The organism is Streptomyces sp. QH1-20, from assembly GCF_041283565.1.
GTDB classification, from domain to species: domain Bacteria; phylum Actinomycetota; class Actinomycetes; order Streptomycetales; family Streptomycetaceae; genus Streptomyces; species Streptomyces syringius.
The window spans coordinates 78,445-95,728 of record NZ_CP166299.1; the positions used below are offsets into that span (position 1 = coordinate 78,445).

Sequence of the window (17,284 nt, forward strand, 5' to 3'; positions counted from 1 at the left end):
TACCGCAGCGTGGCATGTTTTTCCATCGCCGCGCAAGAACATGCACACCTCACGCACCGCGGTCTGCGGACTCGTGCGAGAAGAAATCGAACGCGGTCGGCACGGGCGGTTCACGGTGCGGCGAACCGCCGTCCCCGTTCCGGTCCCTACCGTGTTGTCGTGGCCTCGATGTACTGCTTGATGAGTTCGTACGAGCGAATGCGGTCGCGGAGGTCGTAGACGGGGGTGGTCAGCATGAGTTCGTCCGCTCCGGTCTCGCGAGCCAGTTGTGCGAGCCGGTGAACAACGGTCTCGGGTGTCCCTACGGCTTGCTGTGCACGGAAGCCGTCCAGCGCCTGTCGTTCTTCCGCTGTGCAGCGGTGGGCGGCCGCGGCCTCCGGGGTGGGGAAGGGGGTCTCACTCCGGCCCTTGAGCAGCCCCGCTTTGACGACCTCCATCGGCCCGAGGCGCCACACGGCCTCTACTTCCGTCTCGGCGCACAGCGCCTCCACGCACACCAGTACCCGAGGTCGCTCGCACCAACGGGACGGGGTGAACTTCGCTCGGTAACGCTCCAGGGCCGCGAGGGTGTTCTCCGGCCGGATGTGGTGTGCGACGGCGATCGGCAGGCCGAACTCGGCGGCCAGAGCGGCACCCGCGGTGCTGGATGCCAGCAGCCATGGCTCCGGTAGCGGGCCGAGTGCGACCTCGTCGACCAGAAGGGACAGGATCGCGGCTATGTCGTTCCGGTACTCCTCATCCGTCGCCGGTCCGGCTCCGCGGCGCAGCGCCCGGGCGGTGGCCTCGTCGAAGGTTCCAGGGCCACGGCCGACCCCCAGGTCGATGCGATCCTGATGCAAGGCGGCCAGTGTTCCGAACTGCTCCGCCAGCGTGATGGGCGCGTGGTTGGGGGCCAGCACTCCGCCGGAACCGATACGGATGGATGAGGTCGAGGCGGCGGCGTGCGCGGTCAGCACGACCGGGGGGAACGCGCCGATCGCGGGCGAGTGGTGATGCTCGGCGTACCAGAGCCGGTGGTAGCCCAGCTGCTCCAGGCCCTGCGCGAAGGCCGCGGTGTCGCGCAACGTGTCCACGGCTCGGGTGCCTGTTTGGACCATCGCGACTTCCAAGGCGGAAAGAGGTGTATTGATCATGTCGTCAGCATAGAGAGCACGCAGCTGGCCAGGATCGGTCCGACGCCTTCACGCGGTTCGTCCGGGTCCCGGTCAAAGGTTCGGCGAGCGTCGCCGACCGCGAAAGTCCGTAAACGGTGGTGTGATTGGCTACGCCGTATGGGTATCAGGCGAACATTCCTCGAGTGCACGCGTGTACAGCCGAGTTGTTTCGGCAAGGGTGCCGGACGGTATCCCGCTGTCCGGCCGGGGGGTGGGTCGTGAGTGCCGGCCGCGCGCCGTCGGAGTCGGAGTCCGGCCGTTTCCCGGCGCCGAAGGCAGTACCCCCCTTCGACCCCGAACTGAGCGTCGTACTGGAGGGTTTGAGCAAGGAGTCGAGGGAGCCGGTCACCCCGGAGAACCTTGAGGCCCGGCAGGAGCGGGACGCCGCGTCCCGGCCCAGGCCGACGGCCGAGGATCTGCGTGCCGAGGGCCGTTTCGAGGTGACGGAGCTCCGTGTGCCGGGGCCGCCGGGCGGACCGGATGTCACGCTGGTGAGCGCGCGGCCGTCCGGGCTCGCCGGGCCGCTGCCTCTGCTGTACTACATGCACGGAGGCGCAATGATCATGGGCAACGCATGGTCCGTGCTTCCGCGGATTCTTCGCGAGTGGGCCCTCCCGCTGGGAATGGCCGTCATCTCCGTCGAGTACCGGTTGGCGCCGCGGACGCGGTACCCGGGACCGCTGGAGGACTGCTACGCCGGGCTCGTGTGGGCGACCGACCACGCGGCCGAACTCGGCATCGACGCGGACCGCATCGTCATCGGGGGGAAGAGCGCCGGCGGCGGTCTCGCCGCGGCCCTCGCCCTGCTGACCCGTGACCGCGGCGGCCCCGAGCCACTGGGGCAGCTGCTGCTGTGCCCGATGCTCGACGATCGCGACAGCACCTTCTCCACCCATCAGATGTCGGGCGTCGGCGTGTGGGACCGGATCTCCCACGCGACCGTGTGGAAGGCACTGCTGGGTGACCGCTACGGTGCCGCGGATCTGCCGCCCTACGCGGCCCCCTCCCGCGCCACGGACCTTTCCGGGCTCCCCCCGGCCTACATCGACGTGGGGTCGGCCGAGATGTTCCGGGACGAGGACGTGGCCTACGCGAATGCGATCTGGCAGGCCGGCGGCCAGGCCGAACTGCATGTATGGCCCGGCGCCTACCACGGCTTCGACGGCATGGCGCCACGGGCGACCCTCAGCCAGGACGCACGCAACGCCCGTACCCGCTGGCTCCAGCGCCTCCTCGCGCAGTCCGGCACGAGAGACCGAACTGCCGGGTGAGCGGGCCCTGGGTGTCCACCGGGTTCACCCCGCGCCCTGCGGCCGGTCTCGCCACCTGAAGTTCCGCTTCCGGCCGAGGACATGGGCCGCGGTGGAAATGGCTGATTCGCGGGCATGGGCTCGTCTCATGAGGCGACTGCGGCCACGCGGAGTCTAGAGTGCGGGGAACGCCAGTGATGTGCACGAAAGGGATATCTCGATGACCATCGTGGTCACTACACCGACCGGACACGTGGGATCGCGCGTGGTCCGGCTGCTGCTCCAGGCCGGCGTCCGCCCCCGCGTTCTGGTACGGGACCCGGCCCGCCTGGACGAGGCGACCCGCGCGCGAGTCGAGGTACGCCGGGGTGACCTGACGGACGCGGGGTTCGTCCGCGAGGCGGTGACGGGGGTGCGGACGGTCTTCTGGGTCGATCCCACTCCCCACGCGACGGCAGACCCGATCGAAGTCTCGCTGCGGACCGCGGCGCCGCTGGTAGAGGCCGCCCGGGCCCGCGACGTGGGGCGGGTGGTGCTGCTGAGCAGCGTCGGGGCGGAGAAGCGGCACGGCGTCGGGCACATCGACGCCCTGGCCGGGATCGAGGAACAACTCGATGCCACCGGAGTGGACGTGCTGCATCTGCGGTGCGCGTACTTCTTCACCAACCTGCTGCTCGACCTCGAAGGGCTCTCCCAAGGCGTCCTGACCACGGCGTTCGATCCCGACCACCCGATGCCGTGGGTCGATCCGCGCGACATCGGTGACGTGGTCGCGGCCCGACTGCTGAGCGATGCCTGGCAGGGCCGGGTGGTGCAGGCCGTCCACGGGCCGGAAGACCTCACCTTCCGCCAGGTCGCGCGGATCCTCACCGAGGCGCTCGGGCGCACGGTCCGGCTCAACCCCGTCAGCGACGACGCGACGCGGGACGCGCTGCGCGCGGCCGGGCTGCCCGCATCGGCGGTGGAGGGCATCGTCGGGATGACCACCGGATCGCGCGATCTGGTGCCCGAGCAGTCCCGTGACCTGCTCACCACCACCCCCACCCCGCTCAGTGGGTGGGCTCATGCCCAGCTGCGTCCGCTGCTGGAACGGTGACGAACACCGGCACGGTCGATCAAGATCTTGGACAGGGCCGACCGGGGAGCGATCGGCAGCAGGTCTTCGACAGATCCCTATGAGAGACACGGTCACGGGCGGTTGGCGAGAAGGACGGTGAAGGTGTTGTCCTCCGTCAGCAGCCCGGTCCCTTCATCGCAGTGCTCGCTCAGTAGCCGCAGCGCCTTCCGCTCGAACGCCTGCCACTGGTCCCCGAAGACCGCCCGGGAGGCGAACGACGTCGAGGAGAGGTAGCCGATGACCTGGCGGGGCGTCCACTCCCGCTGTTCCTCGAACCGGTACTCCCGCACGTCACTGAAGGCCGATTCGGCAAGGACGTCGGCGTAGGGCCGGCCCGGCGGTGTGAAGACGTCGCCGGGGCCGGCGCGCCGGTCCTCCCCCAGGAACGACTGGATCAGCAGCCACAGGGCTTTGGTCCAGTCGTTGTCGAGGGTCCACAGGCTTCTGTCGCCCATGACCGCGACCGTGGCCCGCGGGGTGGTCCAGGCATCCAACTGCCGCAGAACAGCGTCCTGGCCGAACCAGTGGAAAGCCCTGCAGATCGTCACCAGATCCGCGCGCCAGGCCTCCGACGGCGGGGTGAAGTCCTCCGCCTTCACTGGGTGCAGACGCACGGTCTGCCCCGGTCCTTGCAGGTACGGCAGGAGCAGCTCGGCCTCGGCGACCATGCCGGCATCAGGCTCGACCATGTCGACCTGCGCGAACACCGCGTGCAGCGCCAGCGGCACCTGACCGGTACCGGAACCGAGGTCCAGCAGGGTCGGCTCGTCCACATCGGCGACCGAGCGGGCCAATAGAGCGCCGACCTCGGCCGGCGGCCCGGAGCGGTAGCGGCGGTAGAAGGGAGCGGTCCCCGCGCACGGTGACGGCGCGGGCACAGACACCTGGACCAGCCGGCGCCTCTCTCCGAGATCGCGTTCGGCGATTCGAGCCAGGTGCCGGGCGAACACCTCGGCGGCATCGGGGGTGAGGCGGTCGAGGGCGACCATGCCGGTGGTGATCACATCGCACACTTCGGCCCGCACATCGTCCCAGGTGTGGGAGAACCCCTTGCGCGGGTTCTGCCCCAACGCGCCTCACCGCCTCGGCGACTTCGCCGGCCTCCTCGCTGATCTTCAGGATCTGGAGAATGCGCCGCTGCTCGACCGGCAGCGTGCTGTGGTCGTCCAGCCGCTCGGTCAGGCGCCGGACCAACTCCCACGCGTGTTCCCTCACAAGGATCCTTCGCTGCTCCGGTGCCGGGCCGGGAGCCCCAGGAGGCGTCCTCGAACAGGCCCCTTCCCGGCCGCGTGAGGGGCCGGACTCGCACCGCGCTCCCGGGCTCTGTCGAGAGTAGTGAGAAAAACGCCGTCAGGTCCAAGGATTCGGCTGACGTGCCCCGAGTGACGGAAGGCTTCGATGTCTGTTAGGCCCGGAGTCGTCGAGGTGGGTCGGAGAGGCGCCACAGGGGGAACGGACTCCGAAACCCATATACGATCTTGGTCCCATACATGCGACAAAACCGGGACTATAGACAAGTGACCGGGGAACAGAGGTACTTATGGTGACAACCAGGCTCAGGCGTTCGGTGACCACGCTCGCGGCCACTGTGGTGCTCGTGGCCGGCGGCGCGGTGAGCGCGTCCGCCGAGCAGGCCCCTGTCACGCCGGACACTTCCGCGGTGCGGGCCGCGCTGCAACGCGTCCTGGACTCGGGCGCACCGGGCGCGTTCGCGGTGATCCGCGACCACGGCGACCACGGACTCGACCGGTCGCTGGCCATCGGCAAGGCCGACCTCGACGGCACGCCCATGCACGCCGACTGGCGGTTCAGAGTCGGCAGCAACACCAAGATGTTCACCTCCGTCCTCGTGATGCGCCTCGCCGAACAGGGCCGTATCGACCTGGACAAGCCGCTGCGCGACTACCTGCCGGAGGGGACACTTCCGGAGAGCTGGCTCCTCACCGCACGCCAGGCGATGGAACACCGCGCCGGGGTGTACGACCACACCAACAGCCTCCTCGAGCAGAGTGGTGAGGAGACCACCGACGCCTTCGAAAAGCGCATCCGCAACAACGTCTACGAGCCCAAGGACCTCGTGGCCCTGTCGGTCAAGCGCGGCCTGCAGTACACCCCGGGTGGCGCGTATTCGTACTCGAACACCGGCTATGTGCTGATGGGCATGGCCGTCGAGCACCTCACCGGGCGTCCCTACGCCGAGCTGCTGCGCGAGCAGATCCTCGAGCCGCTGAAGCTGCGGCAGACCTCGTTCACCGTGCCGGAGAAGGGCATCGCCGGCCCGCGCATCACCGGCTACTTGACCAATGACGACCGCAGCAAGCCGTTGCTCGACTCGACCGAGCAGACCGCGTCCTGGATCTGGAGCGCCGGAGGCATCGTCTCCTCCGCCTCCGACCTCGACCGCTTTTTGACCGCTCTGCTCGCCGGCGGCTCCGGAGGGCTGGTCTCCGACGAGTCACTGCGGCAGATGGCGAGTGTGCTCCCCACCAGCACGGCAAAGATCAGCTACGGGCTGGGCCTGCGGGAGATCACCCTCTCCTGCGGCAAGGTCCTCGGCCACGGCGGAATCGTCCAGGGCTACCAGACGCAGAGCTTCGCCACCCCCGACGGCCAGCGCACCGTCGTGCTCTTCGCCAACGCGTCCAACAACGGTGCCGTCACCCAGAGCCTGACGAACACGCTCGAGCCCGCGTTCTGCAGCAGGACCGCCGCGTCCCCCGCGCCGCAGCGCTCACTCACCGGGAAGAAGCGCGGCAGCCACGACGTCCCCGCCGTGGAGGACACACGCATCTGACAACGGGTACACGCCGGCCTTGGGCGCAACGCTCAGGGCGGCCGGGAGCCGAGAGCCGAACGCACGCGCGGAGGCGACTCGCCCCGCCCGCCGGGCCGTCACCCTCACACGGGGACGGCCCGGCGCGGTGCCCACGCCCCCGGGTCACCGCGCCCTGCCGTGAGGGCCAGGAGACGGCGTCAGCCTCTGATCCAGGTCTCCCAGACGTACTGGTCTCCGGGAAGCGCGAGGGCCACTGCGGCGACGTCGGCTGCGACGAGGACGACGAGGGCCGTAGCCAGGAGCCACGTACGGGGCCGGACGGGTTTCCGGCGCCCGCCCGCTGTGTGCGTGCCGTGCTGTGTGACCGTCCGGCTCCGTGTGAGCGCTCGTATGCCGACTCCCAGCAAGGTCGCGGGAATTACGGCCGGCAAACCGCGCAGGGCGATGGTCCGCAGGTCCTCCGCGAGGACCTCCGGGACGAACGGCACGGAACACTGGCGGACGGCTGCGCCGAAGAGGCGGGTGCAGCCGACCACCGCGAAGGCGAGCGCGCGGCCGAGATCCGCCACCAGCGCGGTCAGTGCTGTGCCGACCAGGACGAGTGCGGGCCGGTGCCTTCCGACAGTGGCAGAGATCAACACGGCCACAGCGCCCTGGGCGACGCAGGCGACGGCGATGTAGGTGTGCCAGTAGACGCCCGGGAACCCCGTGTCCTGCCGCGTTCCGGGATAGTGCAGAACAGCGGGTGGCAGTGCGGCCCGCGCGAGAAACGGCAACGCCACGGCCGCGACGATCACTGACGCCCCTCCGGCCAGGCCCAGGAGCAGCGCCGTCCTGATCTGTGGCCGGACGTCGGTGTGGGTGCCGCTTGCCCTGCCCAGGACCAGGAGCAAGGTGAGCGGTACGAGCCAGAGCAGCATCAGACCCACCAGGGTGAACGGGAGCCGCCCTTGCAGGGTGAGCGGCTGCCATGTGAAGCCTGTCCACCGGCTGAGTACCGTGTACCAGCCGATCGAGGAGCCGATGTCCGGGGCGTCCCCCAGGACGGGCTGGAACCCGTCGCTCCGGCCGGTGCGCCGGACGGAGTACCAGACGGCGAACCACGGGGCGAAGGAGACGACGGACGTGGCCACCACCGCGTACAGGGCCCCGCGTCCCCGGGCCCGGGGCAGCAGACCGCGCGCTGCGGAGACGAGCCAGACGGTGGCACACACGGCCCCGGCCAGCAGCACCGGCCCCGCCCTCAGCAGCCACGCGAAGCCCTGCCCCTCGATCGTGGTGGCGGGCAGCTCGGTTCCGTCCGTGAGCAGAGGGAGGCTGGCTCCGGCGAGGTATCCCCCGACGAGCCCGGCAGGAAGCGCCGGCCAGGCGGACCTGGGGGGCCGAGGTTCCAGGTCGGCCACTGCGACGGCGCGCCACACGGCTGCGGCGAGCACTCCCGTGAGTGCGGCGCCGACGGCACAGCCGACCGTCAGATCGCCCATGCGGGTGTTGAGTTTGCCCCAGAGCAGGCGGAACAGCGTGTCCACCAGGTCATCGGCACTGGCGGTGAAGACGCCCGCCACGACTCCGGCGCCCAGCAGCTCCCACACCGTGGGGCGGGTGAGCAGGGCCGGTTCGCGCAGGACGCGCTGCCGCTTCTCGGGCGTCGGCCAGTACCCCAGTCGGCGTGTGAGCCGACCGAGGGCGGCGCGTGCGGAGCCCTGGCCTCGGCCCGCGGTGGCAGGGGCAAGCAGCGCCCGGGGGATCGCCGCTGCCCCGTCGTACCCGCTCTGCGCCGCAGCCGTGGCATCGGCGTGCAACTCGCGAGCCCGCAGCACCGAGTTGCGGATGAGGTGGACGAGCACGGTGAGGGCGGCCATCAGCCCCACGGCATGCGGAACGTCCACCAGGTACCGCACGGCGCCTGGAGGGATCACGGGCGGCCCGCCGGACCATGCGTTGTACAGGGTCAGCACTCCGAAGGGCATCACCACGACGGTCAGGAAGGCCCACCAGATACCGAAGGCCAAATAGGTCTTGTCCACATCACGATTGCGCAGGTGTGCCAGCTCGTGCGCGATCACGGCGCGGAACACCTCGCGATCGGAGCGAAAACGGCTCACCAAAGGGGCGTCGATGATGACGCGCCGACGCCAGGGCAGGCCGAAGGCGAGCCCATTGGACGAACGTGCCAAGGCGTCCAGCATCCAGACGGGCGAGGGGTGCACGCCGGCGGTGCGGCACTGCTCGTCGAGGTACTCCGCGATCTCTTGGCCGTCGGGGTCGTCCTTCGACGGGAACCGCGACAGCGAGCGGGACCGCAGGCTCGGCAGTACCGGGAATTTCTCGCACCTGCTGCGGGTCACCCACCAGGGGTGCGAAAGGTACCAGGCCAACGACACGCCGCACAGCAGCAGGAACCCGATGCCGACCCATTGCGCCTGGTCGACGAAAGCGGGCTGCTGACAGGTCGCCATCCGGCGCCGCGCTTCCTCGAAGGCATGACTGCTCTGCTGCGGGAGCCCGATCCGAGGGTCCCGGAAACACCGGCTGAACGTGCCGAAGAAGAAGTCCGCGTTCTGTGGGACGAGGAAGTATGCCTGAAGGAACACATACAGCCCGCCCGCACCCACGGCCGCGATCAGGAGGACGAGCCGGCTGGTCGTGCCGCCGGGAAGACCGGGTGATGCACGCTGTCCGCTACGCCGCCCGGAGAATGCGTCCCTCATCGCGGTCATCGCGGTGCCGCGGCGCTAGCTGGTCGGCCGCGGAGTCCGGCACCGACCTATGATCGCGTCGGCTATCAGCCGGGAGCTTTCCGGAGCGGTCCCACAGTCGCGGAGGGTGGCTTCCACCACGTCCCTGAGCCGTTCGATGTCTTCCTGCCGCAAGGCGACGGCGGCAGCTCCGGGGGACGTGCTCTGCTCGGCATCATCGGGTACAGATACAGGGGTGCCGGGGGAACGATGCCCGACGCGGAAGATCCGTCGCAGGGCTGCGGTGGTGCCTTCCCCCGGGGTGCGCTCGAAGAGGATGCCGGCCAGGCACTCGACGGCCTTGGCTGTGGCGGCCAGGACGACGGGCGTCAAGATGAGTTCGACCATCCCGGATCCGAACCCCAGCGGCGCCTGCCGTGACCCTCTCCCGGAGAGGGCCCGTTGTGGATCGGCGAAGTATGCCCGGCTCACCGCCGAGAAGGTCGGCACTTCTTCCGGGGCTATCTCCTCGATCACGTCTCTGGCGATTTTCGTGATCAATGCTCGTTCGGGTGCGTCTTCGCGTGCTCGTTTGCGTGCCACAGTTCCTCCCCCGTCCGTGCCCACCCATGGCGTTACGTCAGTATCAAGGGCAGCGCCGCTGACCGAAACAGATCGCCTCACATCTCTGGGCGCACAGCGGCACTGTGGGGGCGCATTGCGCGCATGGAGGGGCGCAGGAGAGGTGGTGAAGTCGAGACGCGCAGCCTGCGGACGAGGTGGTCGACAATGAGCACATGCATGTCCCTGAGCTGCTCGAATCGGTCTCCCTGTTGGTTCCGGAAGCGATCGCCACCGAGAACGACATCACGGTGGGAGACATCTGGGAGTACCTCGTCCACGACGAGTGGGAGGTCGCCCTCGGCCTGCTGGAGGAGCTCGGGAACGGTCATCCGCTCCCTCTCCTGTTCTGGGAGGAACTGGCCGACGCGGCTGAGCAGCTCCGGCTTGAGCGAAGCGCGGCCTGGTGCCATTGGCGGTGCTCCGAAATCCGCAACGGCGTGATCCGGGCGGACCTGACGCTCCGTCCTGCCGCCGAGGCACGACGCACGACGCCGATCTCCGGCCCCGGTGTTCTCCGGCCCATGTGGGACATCGGACATCTGTCGCCCACCGGTGAACCGGCGGTCAACATTGCCCGGCTCTGGGTGGAGGGCATGCCGTATCTGGAGCCCGGCGGGCGGGCCACGGTTCGCCTCGTGCCCCTCACACCCTCCCAATGGGAGGACGTCCAGCCGGGCCTGCGGATCACCATGCACGAGGACCGCACCGTCGCGGGCACCGCGGTCGTCCTGGAGGTTCATCCCCCCGTGCTGCCGCCAGGCCCGAGGTCGCAGCCGTGAACAAATCTTTGAAACAAAGGCTTTACCTCTCCAGGCAGACACTTTCGAAGACGTGGGCCCGCAGGGGCACCTACGAACCGAAGGTTCACGCATCGTCAGGGGCGGTGACCCTGGGCGCAGGAGAGCCACCGTTCAGACCGCGGTCCGTTCCACGGGGACCCACAGTTCCGCGTCCGCCCGAGCCCCGTCCTGCGACAACTGGGTGCGCAGGATTTCGGGCCCCGGCCGGCTCCGGTAGGGGTTGGACGGGAACCACTGGGTGAACACGTCCCGCCACAGGTACTGGAGCGCCCGCGGAAACGGTCCGGAGCTCTCGAAGACAGCCCACGTCCCGGCCTGGACGGTGAGCGCGTCCATGTCCTCGGACACGGCAGCGCCGGTCACCACCCCGTGGTAGTAATCGAGTTGGGTTCCTTCGGCGCGGCTGTCGTCCAGTTGGTCACTCACCGAGACGATCCCCTTCGGCTCCTGATCGGACAGGCTCTGTATGCGGCGCAGCGTCTCCTGGCCGATGTCCCGGATGAAGGCCGCGATGGCCGGGTTCACCCCCTCGTGCACGAGAGGGACACGCGCCTTCCTGCCCACCACGCGGAACTCGTCCTTCTCCACAACCCGATACCGCATGCTGCTGCTCCCTTCGACGGTGAGACGGAAGGACAACCGCGGCTGGCACTGCAGGCTCGCACCGGACCGCCTGGCCTCGCCGGGACCGACGCCGTGCAGGGCACGGAATGCCCGCGCGAACGCCTCCCCCGAGGTGTAGCCGTACCGCACCGCTATCTCCAGCAGCGTCCGGTCCCCGGCCAGCACCTCGGCTCCCGCGACGGTGAGCCGTCGGCGCCGGATGTACTCCGACAGGGGAATCCCTGCCAACGCGGAGAACAGCCGCCGGAAGTGGTACTCCGACGTCACCGCGATCCGCGCCAAGTCGGCCGTCTCGATCCGCTGATCGAGGCGGTCCTCGATGTGCTCCATGGCCTGGTTCAGTGACTCCAGCACCGCGGCCTCCTTCGCTTTCGATCACTCATGTCAAGAAGAACCCACCCTGCCGGACCGACATCCTGTGCCCGGTCCCGTCGGGTGCGGCAGCGGCCGGCAGCTCGTGCCGGTCACGCCCAACATCAGTCACTACCAGCACGCTTCAACCATGGAAATCGTGATCACCCCCCTGTAGTCTCGCCACCGTTGATCAAGACCAACACCACCAGGGGGAACACCATATGAGCCGTCGGATCGCGCTGACTGTCGCCGCATGCGTAGCAGCCGGCACCTCGCTCGTCGCCGCGCCCGCCCACGCATCCGTGCGTGACGCGTCGCCTCAGGCGACGGCACCGGCGTCGGCACCGGCCGCCGCCGCGGCGGCGGGAAGTGACCGGGTCAAGTGCACGAGCATGAGCAACGGACAGCTCTGCATTTCGCTGAACACCAGCCCGTCCCGTATCGAGGTCTTCTACACCAAGAAGGCCGGCTCGACCATCCAGGCACGCCTCGGGTTCCGCACCAACAGTGCGGACTGGGGCCCGTGGAAGACCATCAGCACCGGCGAGCGGGCCAACACGACCTGGAACATGAGCTACCCCTGCAACAAGAAGTACGTGGGACTGCTCCAGGCCAACGGTCAGACCTTCGAGACCCCGCCGGCCGGCCCCACCTGCTGACCAGAAGTTCCTGACGATTAATCAGGGGTGCCGCCACGAGGGCGGGTGTGACAGCCGGCTCCGGCTGTCACACCCGCCCTCGGACGTCACACCGACGCACGATCACACCCCCACCCTCGCGCGTCGCGGTCACGCCCCCGCACCACTACCGCTACTGTCCGTGGCCATGACGACCTCTCGGCGCTCGCTCCTCGCCGCAGCGGCAACGGCCGGCACGGGCATGCTGCTGGCGTCCGGTAACGGCTCCGCTGCCGCTGTCGGCACGGACATGGCCGCGGGCGGAACGGCTCCCGTATCGCCCCCTGTGCTGCCCGGCTTCGAGAATCTGGCCGCCGACGGCTACCGGATGCTGGAGGGACAGAGGGTCGGGGTGCTGACCAACATGTCAGGCATCACCCGCGACTGCCGTTCGATCGTCGACGTCATGCACGCGGACGACCGGGTGAAAGTGACGGCCATCTTCACCGGGGAGCACGGCTACCGGGGCACCCCGCAAGCCGGCAAGTCGGAGGGCGACACCGTCGACCGGGCCTCCGGGCTGCCCGTCTTCGACACCTACCTCAGGAGTGGCAAGGCCCTCGCGGAGGTGATCGACCGCTCGAAGGTGGACACCCTCGTCTATGACTTCCAGGACTGCGGGGCCCGCTTCTACACCTGCAATTGGACCCTCTACGACGCGATGGTCGCCACCGCCATGGCCCGTCGGCGGTTCGTCGTCCTGGACCGGCCCAACCCCGTCAGCGGACGCCAGGCCCTCGGCCCGGTCCTGGACAAGAAGTACGCCAGCTTCGTGGGGCGCGAACCGATCGCCCAGGCCCACGGGATGACCCCCGGCGAGCTCGCTCTCCTCTTCAACGACCGGTTCCTCCCCGGCGCGGCCGGACGCCGGGTCGATCTGGAGGTCGTCCCCGTCGCAGGCTGGCGGCGCGGCGACTTCCACGATGCGACCGGTCTGCCGTGGGTGCCCCCGAGCCCCAACATGGCCACCCCCGCGACGGCCCTGGTCTATTCCGGGACCGGCCTCTTCGAAGGCACCAACATGTCGGAGGGCCGCGGCACCGTGCACCCCTTCGAGATGCTGGGTGCCCCCGGCGTCGACGGCGCCTGGGCCGACGCCGTCAACGGCCTCGGTCTGCCGGGCGCCCACTTCCGCGAGGCCTACTACACCCCGACGTTCTCCACCTACGCGGGCAAGGTCGTCGGCGGCCTCCAGATCCACGTCCACGACCGTGCCGCCTACGACCCCGTCCGCACCGGCGTCGCGCTGCTGATCACTGCCAGGAAGATCTGGAAGGACTTCGCCTGGCGCACCGATCACTTCATCGACAAGCTCGCCGGGTCGGACCGTTTGCGCACCATGATCGACGCCGGGGCCGGCCTCGACGACATCACCGCCTCCTGGCACGACGAACTCGCTGCCTTCGACGCCGACCGCCGCGCCCACCTCCTCTACGGCTGAGCGTCCCGGCCCGGATTCCGGGCCGGTTCATGGCGGATCCACGACAGCCACTGCTACGTTTCCGGAGGCCGTGCAGGAGAGCGAGGAGGTGGTACCCGTGAACGTATCGACATGGGTGCTCCCCTCCGGGGTCACGGTCGGGAGATAGGTCGTCCGGGAGCGCCGTTCCATGGCACTCCCGAAAGGCACGACCATGCGATTCACTTCTGAACAGCGTCTCGGTGACGCTGTCCTCGAGCGCGAATTCATCCTCGGCGAGATCCCCGGCATCCTGTGGACGCCCGGATCGTCATCCGCATCCGTACCGGCGCCGCTGATCCTGCTCAGCCCCCCTCCTCTCGGGCTGCGCAAGACGTACCCCCGGCTGGTGGCCCGAGCCCTGCACTCCGCGGCGGACGGATTCGCCACGGCCACCATCGAGCTCCCCGGAAGCGGCGACCGGCCCCGTTGGCCCGCCGCCGAGCAGGCCCTCGCCGACCTGCGCCGGGCCATGGAGGCCGGCGAGCCGGTCAGCGACGAGATCATCGACGCCCTCATCCTCCCCCTGGTCGACAAGGCGGTCCCGGAATGGCAGGCCACCCTGGACGTCCTCCTGTCGCTGCCCGAGATCGGCGGCCCGGTCGGGTACTCGGGGGGAGTGATCTCCATCGGGACCCGGCTGGCGGTGGTCGAGCCGCGCATCTCGGCCGCTGTTCTGTTCGCCGGGAGTTTCGTACCGCGCGCCATGTTCGAGGAAGCCCGCCAGGTCACCATTCCTCTGCACGTCCTGCTGCAGTGGGACGACGAAGGGAAAGACCGGCAGGCGGCCCTGGACCTGTTCGACGCCTTCGGCTCCAAGGAGAAGACGCTGCACGCCAATACGGGCGGGCACACCGGCGTCCCGCGGTTCGCGGGCGACGCCGCGGCCCAGTTCTTCACCCGACATCTGACGTGACGCCGGCCGTCAGGCCACCAGGAAGCGGTAGCCGTGTCGGCCAGGATGCCGCTCATCCGGGGACACCTCCCGTGGGACACCTGTAGCCGGCACACCTGGCCGCACGGAGCGGGGCGGACCCGTTTGCCGATGCGGCGGCGGGCGCGTTTGATGGAAGGAGAGCTTCGGTCGGGTTGCAGGCCGGAAGGAGATGCCATCGTGGATCTCGTACTGCGCCCCGGAAGGGCGGAGGACGCTTCGGAGTGCGGCAGGATCTGCTTCGAGGCCTTTTCCGGGATCGCCCGCGAGCATGGATTCCCTTCTGACATTCCCGGTGCGGACGAAGCCGCGGGCATGTGCGGAACGCTGCTCAGCCACCCCGGTTTCTACAGCGTCGTCGCCGAACTCGACGGCCGGATCGTGGGCAGCAACTTCCTCGACGAGCGGTCGCCGGTCGCCGGCGTCGGGCCGATCACCGTGGACCCGGCCACCCAGAACGGCGGCATCGGGCGCCGTCTCATGCACGACGTCATGCGACGGGCGGCCGAGCGGCAGGCACCCGGAATCCGACTGCTGCAGAGCGGCTATCACGCACGGTCGTTCGCGCTCTACGCCGGCCTCGGGTTCGAGTTCCGCGAGACGGTGGCCTGCCTGCAGGGACCGCCGATCGGAGGCAGCGTGCCCGGGTACGGGGTGCGGGCGGCGACGGACGCTGACCTGGCAGCCTGCGACGAGGTGTGCCGGAAGGTCCACGGGACCGATCGCGGCGGTGAGGTGACCGACGCGCTCACGATGGGGACGGCTCGCGTGACCGAGCACGACGGACGGGTCACCGGCTACGCCACGGACCTGTCGTTCTTCGCCCACGCGGTCGGTGAGAGCACCGACGACATCAAAGCGCTCATCGCCGCGGCTCCCGCCTTCGGCGGCCCCGGCATCCTCGTCCCCGCGCGGAACAGCACCCTGCTCCAGTGGTGCCTGCGACGCGGGCTCAAGGTCCAGCAGCTCATGAGTCTGATGACCATCGGGCTCTACAACGAACCCGCCGGAGCGTACCTCCCCTCCATCCTCTACTGACGACCGCTGCCGCTGCGAGGCCTTCCCGGCCGTCGTTACACAACGCCCGGAGAACGGGTGAGGAAGGCGAGTGCTTCTTCCGGAGTACCCAAGTGGAGGGGCAGGTCGGCAACCCACGCGCAGAGAGTCCTGACGTGATGGGGCGCTACCGGCCGGACGGCCCAGTTGACGATCTGGGTCAGCAGTCTCGCCCGGGTGCCCGGCCCCGGCGTCAAAGCCGTCGGTCGTGGTGTCAGCACTCCCGCCACCCGTGTGCGCGGCGGAAGCCCAGCCGTCCGCGACGAATGGCTGAGCAGGGCCGCGCCGTCCGGGCCGGGCTCCAGGCAGGCGAACGGGTCGGGGTCGAGTCGCCAACCGGCTCGCGCCAGGGAGGCGTTGCGTGCCACCAGATACGACATCCAGTTTCTGGGAAAGAGCAGAGCCCGTCCTCCCTCGCTCCGCACGAGCGCCCCGCACATCAGCCGCACCTGGTGGGCCCCGGGGGGCTCGAACCCGGCGACGATTCGTCTCAGCGCGTCCAGTGCCTCGTCCGCGCTGCGGGAGCGGGCTACCAGCTCACCACCGCGGAACACCAGCCACAGGTTCCGCGGACGTTCCACGAGCAGGGTGACCGGTGCGTATCCCCGTACGGTGTTCGTGGCCGGGGTGCCCTCCGCTACGAGCGTGGCCATCCGCACTGCCCCCTCGCCCCGCGCGGCGATCCCCACCGCCCTTCCACCGGCCGGCGCGATGACCAATGCGTCCACGGGGGCACCGTTCACTCCGGCCGAGCAGGATGTCGGTACTTCGCAGACCACCCGGCCCGGTTCCGATCCGCTGAGCTCGATCAAGGCCGCGGTCACCGCTTCAAAGCCGCGCACCGCCCGGTGGGCACCGCCGCCGGGTGACAGCCGAACCGCGGAAGGGGTGCCCCGCCGCCCCAGACGCGCGTACGTCGCGGTCAGCTCTTCGGCCTGGGCCGGTTCCAGTGCGGCACCCCACGTCAGGGGACTGCCCTCGCCCAAGAGGAGCACCGAGGCTCCGCTGAGCGTGAGCGTCTGCCGGTTGGCGTCCAGATCGGACCGTAGTTGCCGGCAGTAGCCGCAGTCGGGAGACGAAGCCACCACCAGAACCGGACGGGAGACGCTCACACGGTCGAGTCCTGGCCCCTGCCGGTCCGCGGGCTCCTCCGCGGGAGCCGGCTCGTCCTGCCGGGCCGGGCCCCTTACGAGTCCTGCCGACCGCCAAGTCTCGAGACACCGCGCGTAGTCGGCCGCGTGCTCAGGCGGTACAGGGGCACCACGTGTCCAGTCCAGGGCGGCAGGAGACACCCAGGCGGCTGCGGGAACGTCACAGCGCAGCAACATCGCGCCGTCGTCGAATTCCACCAACCGGGCGTCAGGACTCAGCTGAACCGTCACATCTCTTCCTCCCGCTCCGGTCACCCGTGGCAGTGGGCCCTGGTCTCCCCCGCGGCGGTGAAGCAGAATCCCGAGCAACAGACGTCGATCCCCGGTAGGCATTCGGCCCCCTCCGGCAGGCAGAACGCCACCGGCGCGGGCGCCGCGCAGGCGGACGGGGCAAGGTACAGATCCGTGAATGCCTCCTCGATCTCGACGACGGTGTCGGCGCTCGGCTCTGCGTACGCGTCGACCTGGCTCCGGGAAGCCCGGCTCCGGGCTGGAATCGTGTCCACACCACCATTGAGCCCGCCGTTCCGCCCGACGTCACCGGCGCGAACAGCGCAGTCCCACCGCGTACGGAGGCACTCACTCCGTCCGGAACATCGCGTCATCCGATCGGTCGCCTGGGCCCGTCGG

At 69.5% G+C, this 17,284-nt stretch carries 15 protein-coding genes and 1 pseudogene; 8 read left to right on the forward strand and 8 right to left on the reverse strand.

The genetic code is table 11. The features are described 5' to 3' along the window. Positions 1-146: 146 nt before the first annotated feature. Positions 147-1,133 (reverse strand): LLM class flavin-dependent oxidoreductase, encoded by a 987-nt coding sequence (locus tag AB8O64_RS00370; protein WP_370417080.1) that lies wholly within the window; start codon positions 1,131-1,133, stop codon positions 147-149. A 239-nt stretch (positions 1,134-1,372) separates the two neighbouring features. On the opposite strand from AB8O64_RS00370, the gene AB8O64_RS00375 reads away from it, so the two are divergent. After that, positions 1,373-2,425, forward strand: a complete 1,053-nt coding sequence (locus AB8O64_RS00375) for an alpha/beta hydrolase (protein ID WP_370417082.1) — start codon at positions 1,373-1,375, stop codon at positions 2,423-2,425. A gap of 199 nt (positions 2,426-2,624) precedes the next feature. Next, complete coding sequence (locus AB8O64_RS00380; RefSeq protein ID WP_370417084.1) at positions 2,625-3,500, forward strand: NAD(P)H-binding protein; 876 nt, start codon at positions 2,625-2,627, stop codon at positions 3,498-3,500. Between the two features lie 92 nt (positions 3,501-3,592). On the opposite strand, the gene AB8O64_RS00385 is transcribed toward AB8O64_RS00380, so the two are convergent. Beyond that, positions 3,593-4,405, reverse strand: a complete 813-nt coding sequence (locus AB8O64_RS00385) for a trans-aconitate 2-methyltransferase (RefSeq protein WP_370423751.1) — start codon at positions 4,403-4,405, stop codon at positions 3,593-3,595. A gap of 18 nt (positions 4,406-4,423) precedes the next feature. After that, positions 4,424-4,703 (reverse strand): annotated as a pseudogene (locus AB8O64_RS00390) (MazG-like family protein); the annotation flags it as partial. A gap of 361 nt (positions 4,704-5,064) precedes the next feature. Between AB8O64_RS00390 and AB8O64_RS00395 the strand changes: the two are divergent. After that, the gene (locus AB8O64_RS00395) at positions 5,065-6,315 is read left to right on the forward strand and encodes a serine hydrolase domain-containing protein (protein ID WP_370417086.1); all 1,251 of its coding nucleotides are present in this window, start codon (positions 5,065-5,067) and stop codon (positions 6,313-6,315) included. Positions 6,316-6,494: 179 nt separating this feature from the next. On the opposite strand, the gene AB8O64_RS00400 is transcribed toward AB8O64_RS00395, so the two are convergent. Together AB8O64_RS00400 and AB8O64_RS00405 are read right to left on the reverse strand one after the other, a co-directional pair. Further along, positions 6,495-9,008, reverse strand: a complete 2,514-nt coding sequence (locus AB8O64_RS00400; RefSeq protein WP_370417087.1) for a M48 family metallopeptidase — start codon at positions 9,006-9,008, stop codon at positions 6,495-6,497. 24 nt (positions 9,009-9,032) lie between these two features. Beyond that, positions 9,033-9,383, reverse strand: a complete 351-nt coding sequence (locus AB8O64_RS00405; RefSeq protein WP_370417089.1) for a hypothetical protein — start codon at positions 9,381-9,383, stop codon at positions 9,033-9,035. A 389-nt stretch (positions 9,384-9,772) separates the two neighbouring features. Here AB8O64_RS00405 and AB8O64_RS00410 point away from each other — a divergent pair, with 389 nt between their 5' ends. Then, the gene (locus AB8O64_RS00410; protein WP_370417091.1) at positions 9,773-10,378 is read left to right on the forward strand and encodes a hypothetical protein; all 606 of its coding nucleotides are present in this window, start codon (positions 9,773-9,775) and stop codon (positions 10,376-10,378) included. Between the two features lie 132 nt (positions 10,379-10,510). Here the strand turns inward: AB8O64_RS00410 and AB8O64_RS00415 are convergent, their stop codons facing one another. Continuing rightward, on the reverse strand, positions 10,511-11,377 hold the full coding sequence (locus tag AB8O64_RS00415) for a GyrI-like domain-containing protein (RefSeq protein WP_370417092.1): 867 nt from the start codon (positions 11,375-11,377) through the stop codon (positions 10,511-10,513). Between the two features lie 221 nt (positions 11,378-11,598). Here AB8O64_RS00415 and AB8O64_RS00420 point away from each other — a divergent pair, with 221 nt between their 5' ends. From AB8O64_RS00420 to AB8O64_RS00435, 4 genes are all read left to right on the forward strand, one after another. Further along, positions 11,599-12,036, forward strand: a complete 438-nt coding sequence (locus tag AB8O64_RS00420; protein ID WP_370417094.1) for a hypothetical protein — start codon at positions 11,599-11,601, stop codon at positions 12,034-12,036. A gap of 166 nt (positions 12,037-12,202) precedes the next feature. Further along, complete coding sequence (locus tag AB8O64_RS00425; RefSeq protein WP_370417096.1) at positions 12,203-13,495, forward strand: exo-beta-N-acetylmuramidase NamZ domain-containing protein; 1,293 nt, start codon at positions 12,203-12,205, stop codon at positions 13,493-13,495. Between the two features lie 193 nt (positions 13,496-13,688). After that, on the forward strand, positions 13,689-14,429 hold the full coding sequence (locus AB8O64_RS00430; protein WP_370417098.1) for an alpha/beta hydrolase: 741 nt from the start codon (positions 13,689-13,691) through the stop codon (positions 14,427-14,429). 198 nt (positions 14,430-14,627) lie between these two features. Beyond that, positions 14,628-15,485, forward strand: a complete 858-nt coding sequence (locus AB8O64_RS00435) for a GNAT family N-acetyltransferase (protein ID WP_370417100.1) — start codon at positions 14,628-14,630, stop codon at positions 15,483-15,485. A gap of 35 nt (positions 15,486-15,520) precedes the next feature. Here the strand turns inward: AB8O64_RS00435 and AB8O64_RS00440 are convergent, their stop codons facing one another. Then, positions 15,521-16,615 (reverse strand): thioredoxin family protein, encoded by a 1,095-nt coding sequence (locus tag AB8O64_RS00440; protein ID WP_370417101.1) that lies wholly within the window; start codon positions 16,613-16,615, stop codon positions 15,521-15,523. Between the two features lie 290 nt (positions 16,616-16,905). After that, on the reverse strand, positions 16,906-17,160 hold the full coding sequence (locus AB8O64_RS00445) for a hypothetical protein (RefSeq protein WP_370417102.1): 255 nt from the start codon (positions 17,158-17,160) through the stop codon (positions 16,906-16,908). Positions 17,161-17,284: the final 124 nt, after the last annotated feature.

Excerpts from the sequence above, each read along its gene's own strand:
- AB8O64_RS00370 (WP_370417080.1), bottom strand. The coding sequence starts at position 1,133 with ATGATCAATACACCTCTTTCCGCCTTGGAAGTCGCGATGGTCCAAACA.
- AB8O64_RS00380 (WP_370417084.1), top strand. The coding sequence starts at position 2,625 with ATGACCATCGTGGTCACTACACCGACCGGACACGTGGGATCGCGCGTG.
- AB8O64_RS00400 (WP_370417087.1), bottom strand. The coding sequence starts at position 9,008 with ATGAGGGACGCATTCTCCGGGCGGCGTAGCGGACAGCGTGCATCACCC.
- AB8O64_RS00405 (WP_370417089.1), bottom strand. The coding sequence starts at position 9,383 with ATGGTCGAACTCATCTTGACGCCCGTCGTCCTGGCCGCCACAGCCAAG.
- AB8O64_RS00410 (WP_370417091.1), top strand. The coding sequence starts at position 9,773 with ATGCATGTCCCTGAGCTGCTCGAATCGGTCTCCCTGTTGGTTCCGGAA.
- AB8O64_RS00420 (WP_370417094.1), top strand. The coding sequence starts at position 11,599 with ATGAGCCGTCGGATCGCGCTGACTGTCGCCGCATGCGTAGCAGCCGGC.
- AB8O64_RS00425 (WP_370417096.1), top strand. The coding sequence starts at position 12,203 with ATGACGACCTCTCGGCGCTCGCTCCTCGCCGCAGCGGCAACGGCCGGC.
- AB8O64_RS00430 (WP_370417098.1), top strand. The coding sequence starts at position 13,689 with ATGCGATTCACTTCTGAACAGCGTCTCGGTGACGCTGTCCTCGAGCGC.